Origin of the sequence: Saccharicrinis carchari, assembly GCF_900182605.1 — a bacterium.
Lineage (GTDB): Bacteria > Bacteroidota > Bacteroidia > Bacteroidales > Marinilabiliaceae > Saccharicrinis > Saccharicrinis carchari.
Map to the genome: position 1 here is coordinate 335,823 of NZ_FXTB01000001.1, position 18,632 is coordinate 354,454.

Genomic DNA, 18,632 nt, shown 5'->3' on the forward strand with positions numbered 1-18,632 from the left:
TGAAGTATTTTTTGCAGGATGAATAAAGTTATGTTACGTGTAATTTCGTTGTTTTTGTCTTTTTTATTTTATCAGGTGTCGGGTCAGCGAATAGATCTGGATACGATAAGAATAGATGAGGTGAGCATTGTAAAGTCGCGTATCAGCTATTATGCCGAAGCTGATAAAACGGTGCGTTTGGATTCTCTGACCATCAATCGTTATCAGGCTCAGGACCTGGGTGCCTTACTCACAAAAACCTCTCTGATAAAGGTTTCATCAAATGGGGGGGCAGGTAATGTGGCCACGGCAAGCATTCGAGGGGCAGCCTCAACCCATACTACCGTAAATTGGAACGGTATACCCATTAATTCTTTAACCACCGGGGTAACGGATCTTTCGTTGATAAATGTGGGGGGCTTCGATAAAATAGATCTTGTGTATGGAGCTAGTGGAGCGGTTTATGGAAGTGGCACGATGGGAGGAGCGATAAATATTTCCAACACCCCTGGCTGGGAAAAAAACTTGTCAATTGGTATTGCTTCCGAAGTGGGCGGATACGCCAATTATAGCGATCAGTTTTTATCTGGTAAAAACAAGCGCTTAATCAAAGCGCTCTCGTCCTTTAAAGAACAGCTGCTTGTAAAAGCTTCTAACCATAGTGTTTCGTATAGTGGACAATTGTTTGTACAAAAAAGTAAAAACAATTTCAAATACATCGATATCCATGATTTTGGACAACCTCAGGAACAGCTCAACCATAATGAGAGTCGTGTTATGGGCACCATTCAGGATATTCATATAAAACTAAATCGAAATTACTTTGGTGCTGGTGTTTGGTATCAGGTGAACGAAAAACAAATTCCCGGGAAAATGGGTATAGGGCCCCCGGTAAGTTTTCAAGATCAAAAAGATTCCTTGCTTCGTAGTTATTTATCGTGGAAAACGCTTTTAGGTTCGTTTAGGTTGGAGCTAAAGGCTGCTTACCTTTATGATTTTATGCGCTTTACAGATAAAGAGTCAGACAATAACGGGGGCTATAAAATATTTTCTGAAATATCTTCTAAGAGGTGGTTGAGCGACTTTAACGCGCGATACTACCTGGGGGCTAAATTGAGTGCCGACATGTCGGTGAAATACATGTACCTCAATGGTAGGACAAATTATTACAACAAAGACGAACAAGAGTATCGGTTGTCGGTGGCCACCAGATACAAAACAGGTAATTTTGTGCACTCGGGCTCTATAGGCAAAGAGTGGAATACGCTAAAAGATGCGCCGCTGACCTTTTCGTTTAGCTCGCTTTACAATTTAGATCATTGGTTTACAGCTCGCGTAAAATTAGGGAATCACTATAGAAGACCCACTTTTAACGAACGGTATTGGGAGCCTGGGGGCAATATAAATATAGATGCCGAAAAAGGCGAGAGCTACGAACTAGGCCTTTCTTTTCAAGGGCAAACGGCTTTGCACAGCAGTGTGACGGCCGACTTAGCCTTTTATGTAATCAATAATATTCAATCGATAGCCTGGCGACCAAAGGCGGGCGAATTGTTTTGGCAGCCCATCAACATAGGTCGTACCCTATCCAAGGGGGCAGAGTTAGAACTCAAGCACACTTTTGCACCATCAGCTTACCAATTTGATAATCGTCTGTCGTATGGTTATAATCACTCGTACAACAATGATAAAAACAGTGCTGAATATAAAAAAACAATTGCCTATAAACCCCGGCATCTCATAAAAGCATCGAGCAATTATATGCGTAATAATTGGAACATAGGTATATCCTATGCTTTTCAATCATCAGCTATCACATGGGAGAATGCAAGCATGTCTTCTTTTGGCATTGTAGATGCTAACGTGGGTCGTGTATGGCAATTGGATTTTTTGAATTTGGATACCAAAGTAAGAATCGAAAATATATTAAATAAGTCGTATCAAATAATATATGCTTACCCGATGCCCGGGAGAGCATTTTACTTAACAGCAATAATTAATTTTTAAAAACCATGAAAAATTTTTTTAGTCTTTCTATTGCCGTCGTAATAGCGATGTTGTCCATCACCTCTTGTAGCAACGATGATGAAGTTACGCCGGTAAATAAAACAGTGAGCCATGTACTTGTGCTTAACGAAGGTAATAGTACAGGTGGCATAAGCTATATTGATGCCGATGGCAATGTAAATAATGATTATTTTAAAAGTGTAAATAAAATTGATTTGGGCAAATTTCCTCAATCAATAGCAGCCAATGAGCAAGATGTTTTTATTGTTGTAACCACTGATAATGGTGCAGGTTATGTATTGGTAGCCGATAAGTCCACTTTAAAGGTTAAAAAAACAATTACAGGATTTTCTTATCCCAGAGAAATTGTTTTACTCGAAGATAAAGCCTACATATCCAACGGAAATGGAGTGAGTGGTGTTTGGCCTAATCAAACTACCCAAAATAACGAAGTTCATGTTTTGGATTTAAATACATTTACCATTACCGGAACAATCCCTGTGGGTGCTGGCCCCGAAAAAATGGTGGCTTCGAATGGTATGGTTTATGTTGCCAACAGTGGGGGATGGTCCAACGACGACAACACAGTTAGCGTGATAAACACCCAAACGGATAAAGTGGTTGAAACACTAACGGTAAAGTATTGTCCCAAGGATATGGAAGTGGATGCTAACGGCGACGTGTGGGTGTATTGTGGTGGCATTCCGAACTGGACAACCGGTACTGAAACGGATGCAGGTATATCAAAAATTACCGTACCTACTCACGAGGTTAAATCCTGGGATGTTGAAGACGTTGCAGGCGGCACTAAAAATATGGCCATCAGTACGGATAAAAAAACACTATTTTTTATAACAGATGCAGTTTATGCCATGAATATCGCATCCACCACATTGCCTAAGGACAAGTTAATAGATCTTACCTTTAATGGTATTGATGTACATCCCATTGGCAATACGTTATGGCTATGCCATTCGGAAAGTGCAACAGAGGCGGGAAGTGTATTGGTATATGATGCCAATGGCATGCAGATAAAAGAATATACCGTTGGGAATGTGCCTAACTCCTGTATATTTGTTTTTTAAAACTTAAAATGTTGTACAAAAGAAAAAAGCCGGCTTGTCCGGCTTTTTTTTATCTGATTATATAATCGTAAAAATGTACGCTTGGGGTGCTCTATTGATTAAATTTATCAATAGGGTGGGGATGAAGATAAAGGCCTGTTTAAAAAAAGAATAGGCCATTTTTAGAACATCTACAATTATGTTTTGAATAAGTTAGCGGTTTTATTAGGTCGAAATCTTATATTTGCATTTAATTTTTTTAGAAAAGGATAAGTAAATGAAGAGAATATTTCAAATAACATTGGTTCTTGTTATTGCATCGGTACTGGTTTCGTGTAACAAAGAGTATGAAGACATTATAACAGATACAGGTTTAAGGGGTACTTTTGTGCGCAACGAAGCAGGGAGTATAAGCTATTATAATGATGTGGACGAAACGGTGACGGCAGATTTTTATAAATCGGTAAACGGGGCTGATTTGGGTGCTCCTTTTTCTGCATTGTCCATTTTTGGCAATAAAGGGTATGCACTAAAGGGCGCGCTTAATGACCAAAAAGTAGAGACCCTGGATGCCACCACGTTTAAAAAAATAGGTGAACAAGGTAATTTTAGCCACCTTACCGATTTAACAACGGTATCTGATACTTTTGTAGTGGTGGCCCAAGGCGTTTCGGATAGCGAAAATCCGGGTTCGGTAACCATACTGGATAGCGATGATTTGAGTAAAAGCATAGCTACTTTTAAAGTAGGGCAAAATCCCACGCGGCTTGCCTACAGTAGGGGTAAAAAAGTATATGTAGCCAACACCGGGGGAGGAGCCTATCCCGATTCTACGGTGATGGTGATAGATATCGATTTAAAACAAGTGAGTGATACCATTGTGTTAGAACAACAGGATGGTGTATCCAGCCCAAAAAAACTCACCAGACCTGTTGATATGGTGATTGATGCTTATCAGAACGTATGGGTGCTCTGTGCAGGCCAAAACAACCAGAGTGCAGGATTGGCGCGTATAAGTTACGGAACCCATGAAGTAAAAGTGTTTAAATTCGGGAGTGAAGTGGGATATGTGGGTAAAGGGAAAGGCGGATTAGCGGTATCACCGGGAGGAATAAGGGTTTATTATGTGAATGACGGCATGTATGCGATGGGCATTAACGACGTTCAGTTACCTGAAGATAAGTTTTTAGCTGAAGATTATAAAGATTTGGTTTTTAATGCCATAGGTGTTAGTCCGTCTACCGGCAAATTCTTTTGTGCGATGGATGCCAGCACCGGAGCCAAGGGGGAGGTATATATTTTTGACAGGTATGGTATCGAATTAGAAAAAACGATTGAGGTTGGCGAAAAGCCGCGCCAGATTGTTTTTGTGCGATAAGTCCTCACATCTTCCGCCGCGGCCCCGCAAGGGGAGGAGCAAAAAAACCACGGCGTGCCCATAGTGTTGGCGGAATGTGTAGTATTAGAAAAAAGGGTAGCCTTGCGTTGTATAGCAAAACCTGAATGCCTGGTATGAGCCCTTGGCCAAACGCATGCGCTGAGTCCGTGTTGCCCACTTGGCTTGGGATTGGCGAAAACATGAAGGAACTGAGGTAAAAACGTTTTTTTCGATGTTATACAGTTATGGATGAAGTAGCATATTCACAATAAATGGAGCACAATATCAGCCGCTACCGATGCTATTTCTGATTATAGGCCTATTTAACATTTCTACAGATTGTCTTACGCAAGCGGGTCGGGGAGTTGCCTATTGTAAAATCTGATATTATTCGAAAGAAACAAACCCTAATTTACAAGGAAGGAGTTTGGCTAAGTCCTTTGTTTTAGGCTATGGCCGCCGCATAAAGCTATAGCGTAATACTATAATTTTATTTTGCTTGGTCTAATTATCATCAATCCTTCGATCGATCTGACATCGGGTCGGAGGCTTTTTTTCTTTTCTTTCCACTTTTTTTCTTTCCAAAGAAGAATCTTTTTATGGAAGATTTTAAAATACCAAGCAAGGGTTTGGATAATTCATTTAAAAGCACGGTTACAAGCCGTATAGGATTCAGAAACTCCTGCAGTTCCATTTTTTTGATCTCCAGTTTTTTTTCTGACAACCGGATTTGGTATAAAAGACGCATCTTTTCTTCTCTGAAATCGTTGAAAGAATTGATATTTGAATAATTATTATTGCTCATATTTGGTGTAGTTAGGGAAAAATAAATGAATAAATGATTTTATGATAGGTCTGTTAATCAATATGCCTCTCAGTAAGTAAAATAAAATACCCACCAGCAAATAAAAACCGGCCACAACAATAAAACCTGTAACCATGTTATTGGTATAGCTACCAATAGCATAGGCAGCGGCCATGGATAAAAATAACAGCACAAAAAATGCGATGTAAAATAGCAATAGTCGCACGGCAAGACCGGCGGTTAATTTGCTTAAATCTTCGGCTACGTGCAGTTTGGTGAGATCTATCTTATTTTGCACATACGACTCTATTTCTTGTTTGATATCCGCAATCTCATCTGAAATTTTCTCTTTTCTACTCATAATATTTACTATAAAAATACCCGAATCAATTTCTATTGAATGTAAGAAAATTGATTCGGGCTTCCAAAAAAAGTGTCAATAACTAAATAACTAAAAACGTTTGTTCGTTGCCTGTGCAAAATACTATCCGCCATAATTTCCGGAAATGGAACCATCAATAAAAACTATTTTGCTGCTTTTGTTGGCTCAAGCGAGCGCTTGTACTCTTCGAGCAATTTTTCAATTTTACCTTCAATTGTACTTATCTTGGCTTTAAGTTCGTCCTTAAGTTCGCCACCCTTTGCTTTCATTTTTTCCTGGGTTTCTTTCATTTCTTTTTCAAGCTCATTTAGTTTTTCTTTGAGCTGCTTGCGGGTCTCCTGACCTGATTGGGGAGCAAATAATAATGCGCTGGCCGCACCCAACATTGCACCTACTATCATACCTCCTAATAATAAACCACTATCTTTCATAATTTATAATTTTAAATTGGTTAATAATTAATGTTCACGATGAAAGTAGCATTAATTACGATAAAAGTCAAATTATAGATAAAGCTTTTGATATATTGTTTTGTTTAAATGCATGGGTAAACTAATTTTGGGGTTCGATTAAAGTTTGCGGTGTATCGTTGTGCGATTGGCATAATGCAAAACAAATGAGGAAAGGAATATTTATGGAGAACCAGGTTGTACTTGATAGTTCTGAGCGTAACGAAATAATAGTTAACTACCGAAACTTACTGAGAGCCAGTAAAAATGTGTTGAGTGACGAGGATGTGGCGCATGTGCGCACAGCGGTTGAAATGGCACTGAGCAGAAAAAAAGAGATCAGAAGGCCATCGGGAAAAATATCGGCCATTCATGCATTGCAGGTGGCGAATATAGTGGCATCCGAAATCGGTTTGGGACGTACCTCAATTATCTGTGCCTTGTTGTATGATGTGGTGCAGCATCAGGATGTGGAAAAGAATGAGATGGCACAGCTTTTTGGTACCAGCGTAGAGGGTATTGTAACAGGCCTGATGAAAGTAAAGGAGCTGTACAGCAAAGATACTTCTATCGAAACCGAAAATTTTAGGAAGCTGTTGCTCACCTTTGCCCAGGATGTAAGGGTGATTCTGATTATTCTGGCCGACCGCTTGCAGACACTGCGTAGTTTAAATCTTTACCAACCGGGCGATCAACAAAAAATAGCTGCCGAGGTGGGGTATCTTTATGCCCCTTTGGCGCACCGCTTGGGTTTATATGCCATAAAAAGCGAGATGGAAGATGGTGTGATGAAGTACACCAACCGAACGATGTATAATTCCATTGCCAAAAAGCTTAATGAAACCAAAAAAGCCCGCGATAAATTTATAAATGACTTTATAGCGCCTATAAAAAAAGAATTGGAGGCAGCCGAACTAAAATTTGATATTAAAGGTCGTACCAAAACCATTCATTCAATCTATAACAAGATGATTAATCAAAATACACCTTTTGAAAAGGTGTACGATTTGTTTGCCATCCGTGTTATATTAGACAGTAAACCCAAAGATGAAAAAGCGGATTGCTGGAAGGTGTATTCTATTGTTACGGATAAATACCAGCCCAATCCATCGCGTCTGCGCGATTGGCTGTCCATACCCAAATCAAATGGATATGAATCCCTACACACCACGGTGTTGGGTCCCGAAAAAAAGTGGGTAGAAGTACAAATACGCACCCAAAGAATGAATGAGGTGGCCGAAAAAGGACTGGCAGCACACTGGAAATATAAAGGTGGAGAAGGGGAGAAGGGAATGGACGACTGGCTGGCTAACATACGCGAGGTACTCGAAAATCCCGAACGGAATGCAGTTGATTTTATCGACGACTTTAAACTGAATTTGTATGACCAGGAGGTGTTTGTGTTTACCCCGATAGGCGATTTACGTCGGTTGCCTAAAGGTGCTACGGTACTGGATTTTGCTTTTGATATACATTCAGGTGTAGGTAAACGATGTGTTGGTGCCAAGGTGAACGGCAAGCATGCTTCCATAAAGCAAGTGCTTAAAAATGGCGATCAGATTGAGGTGGTAACCTCAAAAACTCAGGAGCCCAGAATAGAGTGGTTAAACGTGGTGGCTACCTCACGAGCCAGATCTAAGGTGAAACAAGCGCTTAAAGAGATTCATTACAAAGAAGCAGAGTTTGGCAGGGAAACCTTGTCGCGAAGACTGAAGAACTGGAAAATTGAGCTCAACGATCAGCTGATCCATCAATTGGTAAAACATTATAAGTCGAAAACCATTAACGATTTTTTTCGGGAAATTGCTCTGGGTAATATTGCTGTTACCAGTGTAAAAGACTTTGTGAACAGCCAAAAAGATGAGGAGAACGAAAAGGAAAAACAGGATCAGGCCACGCATCAGAAAAGTGCGACCAATTTTGTGGCTAATGTAGATGACCAATCCGATTCGGACGATGTTTTAATGATCGACCACAACTTAAAAAATGTGGACTATGTATTGTCGAAATGCTGTAATCCTATTTTTGGCGATGAAATATTTGGCTTTGTGAGTGTTTCGGGCGGTATAAAAATTCACAGACAGAATTGTCCCAATGCCCCGGAAATGAAATCGAAATTTGGCTATCGCATTGTAAATGCGAAGTGGACATCGGGTGCCACCGCCAGCTTCCAGGCCACCTTAAAGATAACGGGTGCAGATGATATTGGCATCGTAAGTAATATTAGCCAGTTGATAACCAAAGAGCTGAAGATAAAGATGCGCTCCATATCCATTGATTCCGATGAGGGCAGCTTTGAGGGTAGGGTTACCGTGTTTGTAAACGATACAGACATGCTGGGGCGTTTAATTAAAAAGGTAAAAAATGTAAAAGGGGTGTATAGTGTGTCGCGTATCGATTCAACAGAATAATTCGCCTGGTTTTGTACATAAAAAAAGCCCCATAAGTTTGGGGCAGTTTGTATGCAGAGCTCATGTAAAAATCAATTCAGCTGATAACAGCGTACCCAATCTATATCCATAAACAGGGGGAGCTTCTGCTTATTGGGTGGGTTGGTAAAATGGGTGCTCAACGATATATACATGGGCTGTTGCGGCACGTTTTGGGTTATCGTATGAACGGTTACCCCATTAATTTTCCATTCCATTTTATCTTTACTCCATTCCAGTCCATAGATAAAAAAATCTTTCGATGAGCCGGGTATCTTAAGTGTTTGCGTACTTTTTGAAGGTTGTCCGTTACCCATCCAAAAGTTTCCGGCTTCAATTTTATTTTTACCTTTTTCGGGACTGCTAAAGATATTTACCTGTGGTGTTAAATGTTCCGATAACAACCAAAAAGCGTGCTGTGCGGGTGTGGCATGACTGAATTTAATTTTGGCCTCGAATCTGCCAAATTGTTGGCGGAAACTTTGGCCTGTGTTCATTATACCGGAGGTGTACTCGAACTCTTGCGGCACAAAGCCAAGTCCCTTATCCCATATTTTACCGGTACATTTTTCCGATTTGGATATAATTGTAGCACAGCTGTTTCGGAGTTCGATATTTTGCGCTTTAAAAAATTGCTTTTCATTGGCTTGCACATAATTGTCGTTCATTAAAGCTTTGCCCCAATAATATCCGGTTATCCACTTGCTCTCGTCCAGCCTGGTGCCGTCAAAATCATCTTCAAATGTTAAACGCCATTTGTCTATTTGGGTAAAGGGGTTTTCTTTCTTCGTTTTAATAAACCAATTTACATCGTCACTTTTACTGAGTGCTTTAAATTCTTCGAGCAGCAAATATTCCTGTGATTTTTTAAATCGCTGCTTGTCATTCATTTCTCTTTTTACCGCAGAAAAATCAGGCGATTCTATATAGTTTTTAAGCCCCAGGTAAGTCTGTATTTCACTGGTATTTCGTAATTTTTCGGCTTCTTCGTTTTTACCTTTACGTAAATATTTGTTATAACGCTTTACGTTGCTGGAACGTTTGTACTCCTTAAACTTTTTATATTGGTGGAATGCTTCGGTATGCCTGAAACGTTCCTTTTTAAGTTTTGTCACATTTTGTTTGAACTCACCCGAATGTACCAGCGTATCCAGCTCGAAGTATCGTAATACGGAATCGGACTTTTCAAGTTTTTTAAACCTTTCGAGATCACTTCTTAATTGTTTATTTTCGTTTTCGTATTTATCGGTACTGGGAAACTTATTCCCAAACAACCCACTAAAAAAATTGGCCATGCGTAAGTATAGTTTGTAATGATATCGGTACATTCTACGCTGATATGGTAAAATAGTTATCCTAAACAACTATTTTTTATGTTATTAATTTAATACACAAACTAGGAGCTGGTAATAATTTTGTTTTGAGCATTGATTAATAATGTGTTGTGTAGATACGTATAGATGCTTTATTTTAATTGTGTTTTTTTTGTGTTTTTATTGTCATTATTTGATTCGATAACGATATTTTTTTCTACTTTTGTCAGCGCAAATGCGAAAATAGCTCAGTTGGTAGAGCACGACCTTGCCAAGGTCGGGGTCGCGGGTTCGAGTCCCGTTTTTCGCTCGTAGAGTAAAAAGGGGGCGAGAAGTTTATGCCGTGATAAAATTTGTTACGAAGGATGAGTTATAAATTTATCCACGGTAAGTCCCGTTTTTCGCTCGTAGAGTAAAAAGGGGGCGAGAAGTTTATGCCGTGATTAAAATTTGTTACGAAGGATGAGTTATAAATTTATCCACGGTAAGTCCCGTTTTTCGCTCGTAGAGTAAAAAGGGGGCGAGAAGTTTATGCCGTGATAAAATTTGTTACGAAGGATGAGTTATAAATTTATCCACGGTAAGTCCCGTTTTTCGCTCGTAGAGTAAAAAGGGGCGAGAAGTTTATTTTTGTTCTTTAAAAAAAAATTTAAAGGGTGGTGCAACATATCGCTCTTTTTTTTATGCCCAGGTGCTGAAATTGGTAGACAGGCATGGTTGAGGGCCATGTGTCCGTTAGGGCGTGCGGGTTCAAGTCCCGCTCTGGGCACAAAAAAACTCCCGATTGATTTAGTTCAGTCGGGAGTTTTTAGTTTACTACTTTGTAATTGTTTTAATGCTTTTACCAGCCCATTCTATATTAAAAGGAATCAAAGAATCATCGTTTTTCTGAATCGGGAGTTTTGGTAATTCAAGAATAGCAGGAACCTGTTACATTGATGCTATATTCGTATTGTGCTGGTGTAAAGAAGTAAAACCGATATCCCAATGAAGTGTTGCTGTATACACTATATCAAGTGCAATATTTCACTTTAAGCAAAAGTACTGTTACTCAAAGCCTAATTTTGCAATAAAAAAATTAGGTGTAAATGTTAAACTCAAGCCAAGGGAGTATTCCAGTTGTTCGTGTTCCATATCGTAATAGGTAGCGGCTTGCGCCATAAGCTTTACCTGTTTTAAAATGGTTTTATTAAAAGTAAACTTAGTGGTTACCAAGCTTCTGTTTTTATTGTAAAATTCTTTTTTGTGATCGGATATGGACCAAAAGAGAGGGCTTCCCTTGGGTGCAAAATAGTTTTCCGATCTCCAGTACCCTAACATTATTTCGCCGTGCTTGTAGCTTAACAAACCCGTTGGATATATAGCCCGACCTTTTGTAAAAGGAAGTCCCAGGGATTCGGTAAGCTCGCTAAAGCTTAAAAAATAGGTTTGCAAAGCAATCTTTTTTAAAAAGCCACTGCCCAGGTTTCGCGAAACTTTAAGACCTGCAACAGCATTGAATAAGGAATAGGATTCTGTTTTGTAATCACTAATTTGACCACCCAGATGAAACGCCGTTAGCTGCAACGGTATACTCAAATCCAGTGCAGCATTTTTATTTGTAAGCTTGTAATCCAGGCTAAGCCCTGATGTAAACATTTCGGGGATGCTATCGCCTTTAAATATAAATTGTTCCCAATCTACCCAGGCATCCAACCATACTTTTGGCGAGCTGTGATAAAATTGCACCCCGGATTCGTCTGGTTTTAGGTAGAGCAATTCCGGATTATACATGGGCTCAATCAGCCGGTGTTGTACATTACCGCGTATATTACCCAGTATCATATCCCAACTATCGGCCAGTTTAATGTGGGCTGAAACTACCGGGAATAGTTCAGAAAAATCCTTGTTGCCATTGTATTTTAAAAAATGAGCGCCAATCTTTATACGAACATTTTTACCGGCATAATACATTAAAGATGGCTGAACAGCATAGCCGGGCAGCGTACGTCCCTCTGTATATTCGCCAAAGTACTCGTTGTTTTTAACAAAGTTGTTAATCTCTAACCTGAAATAAAGCTTGCCGGTAGCATTGGTATCAAAATCGGCATAGGCATATTTGTACGACTCGTTGATTTGTGCCCAAGCACTTATGTAAATAAACATAAGTGATGCAGTCAGTATTAAACTCTTGTAAAAAATACGTGCACTCATCGTAATGATTTTTAGCCCTTGCACCAAAAAAGAATTGTTTGGTGCTACAAGTTGAAAAGGTAAAATGAATAGATAATTAACGGCAGGATAGCGATAATTGTTTATCTATGTCATTTGCAATTCATACTTGTTAGAGCACAAAAGGTTACAGATTTTATGCAAAATTTAGAATACATTGTTATCTTTTGTCAGAGACAATATTTACCAGCCAACCTATCCTAAAAGTATCCACGTCTGCTACACCTTTGCAGGATAGCAAAGTATAAGTATCTATGCCCGTGCCCTTACTAAAGAGCAGACGTTTTTTCACAGGGAATCTAATTAAAAAGGTATTGATAGCCTATCGACCAATAAACCTAGCAATCTATCTCAACTGCGCATCCAATTGTTTTTGGAAATTACGGATGAGGTTGTTCATTATTTTGTCGATTTGTTTATCCGTTAGGGTTTTGTTTTCGTCTTGCAAAATAAAGTTAACGGCGTATGATTTTTTATCTGCACCTAATTTTTCGCCCTGGTAAATATCGAATAAAGACACCTTTCGTAAAAGTTTCCTTTCTGTTTTTTCGGCAATTTCTCTAATCTGGCCAAAGGTTATTTTTTTATCTACCAATAAGGCCAGGTCGCGGCTTACTTCGGGGTATTTGGAAATTTCTTTATAAATTAATTTTTGCTTGCCGGCCAGTATTAAAAGCTTATCCCAATTTAGTTCGGCGAAATAAACCGTTTCTTTAAGACCGAAGTTTTTACCTATTGAAGGGTTGACAATACCAAAATCAACAAGTTGGATTTTATTTCGGGAGGCTATGGACAATCCTTCCAGAAAAATATTGTTGTCAACCGGGCTTTCAACAAGCATGCCCTGTGGTATGTTAAGGCGGGTGAGCACCTGCTCCACAACCGCTCTTAGGTCGGCAAAGGAAACCTCACGTTCCGGTGTGTTCCAGTTGGCCGCAATCATATGACCTGTCAGGAATATCCCTAAGCGTTGTTCTTCCGTATATTTATTCAAATCTCCTTTTTGGCCGTTGGGGTTCAGTGCATAGCAATTGCCAAACTCAAAAATTTTCAGGTCGCTGTTTTTGCGATTGATATTATGCACGATGGATTCCAATCCGCCCATGACCAAAGACTGGCGCATACCACCCAAATCGGTACTCAGGGGATTGAATAGTTTAACAACCTTGTCTGTGGGAAACTTCTCCAGGTTATCGTAATACGATGGTTTGGTCAGTGAGTTGCACATTATTTCGTTAAAGCCCTGAGCCACCAGCATGTCGGCAATAATGTTTTTCACCTTGTGGTTGTCCGGTTTGTCAGAATATACCAAGGTGGAGTGCACCTGTGAAGGGATTTCAATATTGTTGTATCCATAAATCCGCAGTATGTCTTCTATCACATCCACCTCGCGCTGTACATCCACCCTGTAAGGAGGCACGGAAAGTAACATCCCGTTTTCGTCCTCTCTTATTATCTTCATTTCCAGGGCAAGTAAAATATCTTTGATGCTTTGCTGCTCCAGTTGCTTGCCAATTAAGCGATGAATATTTTTCCATGTAACGTTAAGCTCAAAGTTTTTAATGGGGGAGGGGTAGATATCCACCACATCGGATGAAATGCTTCCTCCGGCCACTTCCTGAATTAATAGAGCAGCACGTTTCAGCGCAAATACAGTGATGTTGGGATCAACGCCGCGTTCAAAACGGAAGGAAGCATCGGTACTTAAAGTATGTCGTTTGGCTGTTTTGCGTACAAACACAGGATTAAAATAAGCACTCTCCAAAAATATTTTTTTGGTAGATGCTTTTACGCCACTATTAATTCCGCCAAAAACACCGGCAATACACATACCTTCTTCGGCATTGCAAATCATTAAATCCTGGTCGGATAGTTCTCTTTCCACTTCATCCAGGGTGGTGAACTTACTTTTGTTGGGCAGTGTTTTTACAATAACACTGTTTCCTGTAATATCATCACCGTCAAAAGCATGGAGTGGTTGTCCTAATTCGTGCAGCACATAATTGGTGGCATCGACTATATTGTTGATGGGTGACAAGCCTATTGCGCTAAGTTTATTTCTGAGCCAATCGGGAGATTCCTTCACTTCTACACCAGAAATACAAACACCCGCATACCTGGGGCAAGCCTCGGTATTCTCCACTTTTACGTCAACCACAAAATCCCTGTTGTCTACGGCAAAGTTATCTACAGAGGGCGCTGTCAACTTGACCTCTTCGCCATTTGCTTTAAGGTAGGCGGCCAAATCGCGTGCTACGCCATAATGCGAAGCGGCATCGGCACGGTTAGGGGTTAAATCTATTTCAAAAACAATGTCTGTTTCAACTTTAAAATAATCTTTGGCAGGCATTCCAACTTCAGCCTCGGCAGGTAACACCATTATACCCTCGTGGCTGCTTCCCAGGCCAATTTCATCTTCGGCGCATATCATTCCCCACGATTCTTCGCCTCTTATCTTTCCTTTTTTAATGGTAAAGCTTTCGTTGCCATCGTACAAAACAGTACCAACGGTGGCTACAACTACCTTTTGACCCGCAGCTACGTTAGGCGCACCACAAACAATAGATAAAGCATTGGGCTCGCCTATATTAACGGTAGTAAGGCTCAGTTTGTCGGCATTGGGATGCTTTTTGCAGCTCAGCACCTCACCGATTACCAGGCCTTTTAAGCCTCCCTTTACGGATTCAACCTCTTCTATTCCACCTACTTCGAGTCCAATGGCGGTGAGTATCTCCGAAACTTTTTGGGTTTCGATATGTAGATTTAAATATTTTTTTAGCCAGTTATATGAAATTTGCATTTGAAAAGGTTTTTATAAAATGTTTAGGAACGACGTACGTTGTGGCTTTTAGGTACAACTCGGTCTAAAATATTTTTTAAGGCAACAAAAGTAATTATTTTGTGCTCAACTTGCCAATATTGGCATTTAAAACTAGGTACAATTTGCAAGTTTCAATTTTCATTGTAATGAATAATATTTCAATATATGCGTATGTATTGTATCTTTGACAGCTGTATTTTTTTATCGTAAAACAATTTTGCACCGTGATAAACAAACCTTTGATATTAATAACCAACGATGATGGCATCCATGCTAAGGGGATAGCCTGTTTGGTAGAGGCCATGAAGGAATATGGCGACTTGGTGGTGGTGTCGGCCGATGAATCACATTCGGGAATGTCGCATGCCATAACCGTAAAAAAACCGCTTTACCTGAAAGATATGGGCGAAAAAGATGGCGTACGGTATTATATGACCAACGGAACACCGGTAGATTGTGTTAAACTGGCTTTACATACCGTGCTGCACCGTTATCCGGATTATATCGTATCAGGTATCAATCATGGTTCTAACAGTTCCACCAGCGTACATTATTCGGGCACCCTGGGAGCGGCCCGCGAAGGTGCCTTGAACGGCATACCCGCTATTGGTTTTTCCTTGCTTAGCTATGAATCAGATGCCGATTTTACGGAATGCCATAAAATAATTAAGGTAGTGTTTGAAGATGTGTTAAAAAATGGATTGGCGCCCGATGTGTATTTAAATGTTAATATTCCGTATACCGATAAAGTGAAAGGCATTAAATATTGTCGTCAGGGAAAAGGCAAATGGGTGGAAGACTTTATAGAACGCACAGATCCACGGGGGAGGCAGTATTTTTGGTTAACCGGACACTTTGAGAATCTGGAACCGGAGGCCACGGATACCGATGAGTATTATTTGGATAATGATTATGCAAGTGTGGTACCATGCTCCATAGACGCAACAGATAGCGTATCGCTAAAAGAAAATAAAAATTATGAATTGTAAATGTAATAAGCTGTATATTGGTTTATTAATAGGGCTTTTATTGCCCATTATTACCTCGTACACCATATTTTACTTTCGGTTTGGAGATACCTTATCGATAAAGGAATTTGTAAACGGACTGTTACGGCTGCAGGGCTTTACCAAGTTGCTCAGCTTAAGTGTAATACCCAATCTTTTGTTTTTTTTAATGGCCATTAAGCTCGAACGGTTGCTGGCAGCCAGGGGCATTGTTACTGCTACTTTATTGTATGCCATTGTAGTGGTTGTTTTTAAGTTTATCTTGTAATAAGTTAATGTAAGGTATTCACTACTTAGCCATCAGCAACGTAATATTAATTTTAACATAAAACCGACATACTCTGCTCCGACCGAGAGCCGGAGTAAATAGTTAGGTTGCGCAGGAAGTTATTATTAATAGTAGTGATTATCACAGCTTTGTTGAGTTTTAATCAGATTAAACGTGCATATGAATTCCATTTGTTTCGGTTACGCAAAGGCGCATAATTAGTTTTTTTGGGCTTTACATATGGCGGATGGAAGAAAACTTTATCAAATGAAACAAGCCCCCGAATGGTCGGGGCAGGCTCCCGATGAGAGATTGGGACAGGTTATGAGAGTAGCCTCTCACATTACTTGTTCCGCTGTAGCGGAAACCTGTCCCGCACAAGCCGGAGGGAAAACATTATCGGCGAGTTCTCCCGATGCATCGGGACCACATAAATCAATAATTATAATGAGATCGAAACGAGCCATGAGAGTTTTCTCTCACAAAGGGGAATGATTGTAATGGTGAGTTCCATATGGCAAATGAAATCAATTATAAACATATGAAATACTATATCATAGCGGGTGAGCCATCGGGCGATTTGCACGCATCTAATTTAATGAAACAGCTTAAGGTTGAGGATCCTGACTATGAATTCAGGTTTTGGGGAGGTGATTTAATGGAAGAGGTGGGGGGGCATCTGGTACGCCACTACTCCCATACGGCATTTATGGGGCTCAAAGCAGTTTTATTAAACCTGGGTAAGATAAAAGCCAATTTTAAGCTGTGTAAAAGCGATTTGCTGTATTACAAGCCCGACGTTCTTATATTGGTGGATTATCCGGGTTTTAATTTGCGAATGGCCCAATTTGCCAAAAAAAAAGGAATCAAGGTATTTTATTATATCTCGCCAAAAATATGGGCATGGAATACCGGAAGGGTAAAGAAAATTAAAGCCTACGTGGATAAGATGTTTACCATACTTCCCTTCGAAACAAAATTTTATGAGCAATATGGAATTCCGGTTGATTATGTGGGCAATCCGGTACTGGATGCCATAGCAGATAGAAACAATAAAAATAAAGACGTAAATACCTTTAAGGCCGAAAACGGATTGGATACCCGTCCTATTGTGGCACTTTTGGCGGGTTCCAGAAGACAAGAGTTAAATTATGTGCTGCCCGATATGCTGAAGATGACTGATCAGTTTCCCGCTTTCCAGTTTGTTTTGGCAGGTGCTCCTTCGTTTACGCCTGCCGATTATGCGCCTTTTGTGCAAGGAAAAGATGTTAAGGTAGTTTTTAAGCATACCTATGCGCTATTGGAACATGCACAAGGGGCACTGGTCACCTCCGGAACAGCCACGCTGGAAGCTGCGCTGTTAGATTGCCCACAGATTGTTTGTTATAAAATGGGAGGGGGGAAATATTTTTATAAGATTATAAAAAAATTTGTGCTTAAGGTGGAGCATATATCACTTGTAAATTTAATATTAAATAAGGCCGGTGTTAAAGAGTTGATTCAGGACGAGTTTAATTTTACCAACTTAAAGCTGGAGCTGAATAAGTTGCTCAAGAATCAGGATTATAGGATAAACGTGTTTAACAATTACAACAAGCTGCACAAAATAATGGGGCAGCCCGGTACCAGTTCACGTGCGGCAAAATTAATGGTGAAAGCATTAACTAATCCCAGGCATTAGCATGGGGCAATATTAAACCATACATTCATGTGGAGTTTATATCGTAAAGAAATAGCATCCTTTTTTAGTTCGGTTACCGGTTACCTGGTGGCAGGTGTATTTTTGGTGCTTACAGGTTTATTTTTATGGGTAATACCGGGTCAAATGAATATCTTGTTTGGCGGTTATGCCAGTTTGGATTCCTTATTTTATCTGGCACCCTGGCTTTACCTTTTTTTGGTGCCGGCTGTTACCATGCGTTTGTTTGCCGATGAAAAACGTACCGGCACCATGGAATTGTTATACACCCGTCCCTTGAGCGAGTGGCATATCGTAGTGGCCAAGTATGTGGCAGGCGTAACTTTGGTTGTTATCAGCTTGTTGCCCACTTTAATCTATTTTTACACTGTTGTTCAGCTGGGTAACCCTGTGGGTAATATCGACTTTGGCGGAACCTGGGGTTCTTTTATCGGATTGCTTTTTTTGTCGGGGATTTATGTTGCTATCGGGGTTTTTTGTTCCTCGCTCACCGATAACCAAATTGTATCTTTTATCATGGCGGTATTGCTCAGTTTTGTGTTTTATTATGGCTTTGAAGCCCTCTCGCAAATGGTATCGGGCAGCAGCCAATCCTTCATTGTTTTTATGGGAATCGATGAGCATTATCAGTCGATGAGCCGGGGCGTATTGGATTCAAGAGATGTGCTTTATTTTTTAAGTATGATATGGCTGTTTATGTACCTTACGCGCACAGTTTTAAGAAGTAAAAAATGGTGATGATTATAAGTTTTGATATCCTGTTAAGGCAATACAGGTGGTATCTTAATACTTATTTTAACGTATGAAACGTGCATTACAG

15 protein-coding genes and 2 tRNA genes are annotated in these 18,632 nt (G+C 40.0%); 11 read left to right on the forward strand and 6 right to left on the reverse strand.

The genetic code is table 11. The annotated features are described in order from the left end of the window. Nucleotides 1–30 precede the first annotated feature (30 nt). From FN809_RS01150 to FN809_RS01160, 3 genes are all read left to right on the forward strand, one after another. Nucleotides 31–1,986, forward strand: a complete 1,956-nt coding sequence (locus tag FN809_RS01150; protein WP_185957391.1) for a TonB-dependent receptor plug domain-containing protein — start codon at nucleotides 31–33, stop codon at nucleotides 1,984–1,986. 5 nt (nucleotides 1,987–1,991) lie between these two features. Next, complete coding sequence (locus tag FN809_RS01155) at nucleotides 1,992–3,071, forward strand: YncE family protein (protein ID WP_142531646.1); 1,080 nt, start codon at nucleotides 1,992–1,994, stop codon at nucleotides 3,069–3,071. A 256-nt stretch (nucleotides 3,072–3,327) separates the two neighbouring features. Beyond that, nucleotides 3,328–4,428, forward strand: a complete 1,101-nt coding sequence (locus FN809_RS01160) for a YncE family protein (RefSeq protein WP_142531647.1) — start codon at nucleotides 3,328–3,330, stop codon at nucleotides 4,426–4,428. Between the two features lie 514 nt (nucleotides 4,429–4,942). On the opposite strand, the gene FN809_RS01165 is transcribed toward FN809_RS01160, so the two are convergent. The 3 genes from FN809_RS01165 to FN809_RS01175 all read right to left on the reverse strand — a co-directional run bounded on the left by FN809_RS01165 (nucleotide 4,943) and on the right by FN809_RS01175 (nucleotide 6,046). Beyond that, nucleotides 4,943–5,233 (reverse strand): hypothetical protein, encoded by a 291-nt coding sequence (locus FN809_RS01165; RefSeq protein ID WP_142531648.1) that lies wholly within the window; start codon nucleotides 5,231–5,233, stop codon nucleotides 4,943–4,945. Further along, on the reverse strand, nucleotides 5,223–5,594 hold the full coding sequence (locus FN809_RS01170) for a phage holin family protein (protein WP_142531649.1): 372 nt from the start codon (nucleotides 5,592–5,594) through the stop codon (nucleotides 5,223–5,225). The genes FN809_RS01165 and FN809_RS01170 overlap by 11 nt, the downstream gene beginning before the upstream one ends. A 164-nt stretch (nucleotides 5,595–5,758) precedes the next feature. After that, nucleotides 5,759–6,046, reverse strand: coding sequence for a YtxH domain-containing protein (locus tag FN809_RS01175; RefSeq protein ID WP_142531650.1), 288 nt, complete (start codon nucleotides 6,044–6,046; stop codon nucleotides 5,759–5,761). Nucleotides 6,047–6,231: 185 nt separating this feature from the next. On the opposite strand from FN809_RS01175, the gene FN809_RS01180 reads away from it, so the two are divergent. Continuing rightward, nucleotides 6,232–8,475 carry a RelA/SpoT family protein gene (locus FN809_RS01180; RefSeq protein ID WP_246095376.1) on the forward strand — a complete coding sequence of 748 codons (2,244 nt, stop codon included), beginning with the start codon at nucleotides 6,232–6,234 and terminating at the stop codon, nucleotides 8,473–8,475. Between the two features lie 71 nt (nucleotides 8,476–8,546). Here FN809_RS01180 and FN809_RS01185 read toward each other — a convergent pair whose 3' ends face one another. Then, a complete protein-coding gene (locus FN809_RS01185) occupies nucleotides 8,547–9,788 on the reverse strand; it encodes a glycoside hydrolase family 16 protein (protein WP_185957392.1) in 1,242 nt (413 codons plus the stop codon). Between the two features lie 255 nt (nucleotides 9,789–10,043). On the opposite strand from FN809_RS01185, the gene FN809_RS01190 reads away from it, so the two are divergent. Then, nucleotides 10,044–10,116 (forward strand) — tRNA-Gly (locus FN809_RS01190). Nucleotides 10,117–10,491: 375 nt separating this feature from the next. After that, a tRNA-Leu gene (locus tag FN809_RS01195) sits at nucleotides 10,492–10,575 on the forward strand. Between the two features lie 278 nt (nucleotides 10,576–10,853). On the opposite strand, the gene FN809_RS01200 is transcribed toward FN809_RS01195, so the two are convergent. Next, nucleotides 10,854–11,999: a hypothetical protein gene (locus tag FN809_RS01200; RefSeq protein ID WP_142531652.1), complete on the reverse strand. Its 1,146-nt coding sequence runs from the start codon at nucleotides 11,997–11,999 to the stop codon at nucleotides 10,854–10,856. Between the two features lie 364 nt (nucleotides 12,000–12,363). Next, nucleotides 12,364–14,817: a phenylalanine--tRNA ligase subunit beta gene (pheT, locus tag FN809_RS01205; protein ID WP_142531653.1), complete on the reverse strand. Its 2,454-nt coding sequence runs from the start codon at nucleotides 14,815–14,817 to the stop codon at nucleotides 12,364–12,366. A gap of 245 nt (nucleotides 14,818–15,062) precedes the next feature. Here pheT and surE point away from each other — a divergent pair, with 245 nt between their 5' ends. The 5 genes from surE to gldF all read left to right on the forward strand — a co-directional run bounded on the left by surE (nucleotide 15,063) and on the right by gldF (nucleotide 18,550). Next, nucleotides 15,063–15,827 carry a 5'/3'-nucleotidase SurE gene (gene surE / locus FN809_RS01210; RefSeq protein ID WP_142531654.1) on the forward strand — a complete coding sequence of 255 codons (765 nt, stop codon included), beginning with the start codon at nucleotides 15,063–15,065 and terminating at the stop codon, nucleotides 15,825–15,827. Next, on the forward strand, nucleotides 15,817–16,113 hold the full coding sequence (locus FN809_RS01215) for a hypothetical protein (RefSeq protein WP_142531655.1): 297 nt from the start codon (nucleotides 15,817–15,819) through the stop codon (nucleotides 16,111–16,113). The genes surE and FN809_RS01215 overlap by 11 nt, the downstream gene beginning before the upstream one ends. A gap of 267 nt (nucleotides 16,114–16,380) precedes the next feature. Further along, nucleotides 16,381–16,608 carry a hypothetical protein gene (locus FN809_RS01220; RefSeq protein ID WP_142531656.1) on the forward strand — a complete coding sequence of 76 codons (228 nt, stop codon included), beginning with the start codon at nucleotides 16,381–16,383 and terminating at the stop codon, nucleotides 16,606–16,608. Nucleotides 16,609–16,654: 46 nt separating this feature from the next. After that, complete coding sequence (gene lpxB, locus FN809_RS01225) at nucleotides 16,655–17,794, forward strand: lipid-A-disaccharide synthase (RefSeq protein ID WP_142531657.1); 1,140 nt, start codon at nucleotides 16,655–16,657, stop codon at nucleotides 17,792–17,794. A 27-nt stretch (nucleotides 17,795–17,821) separates the two neighbouring features. Then, nucleotides 17,822–18,550, forward strand: a complete 729-nt coding sequence (gldF, locus tag FN809_RS01230) for a gliding motility-associated ABC transporter permease subunit GldF (protein ID WP_142531658.1) — start codon at nucleotides 17,822–17,824, stop codon at nucleotides 18,548–18,550. Nucleotides 18,551–18,632: the final 82 nt, after the last annotated feature.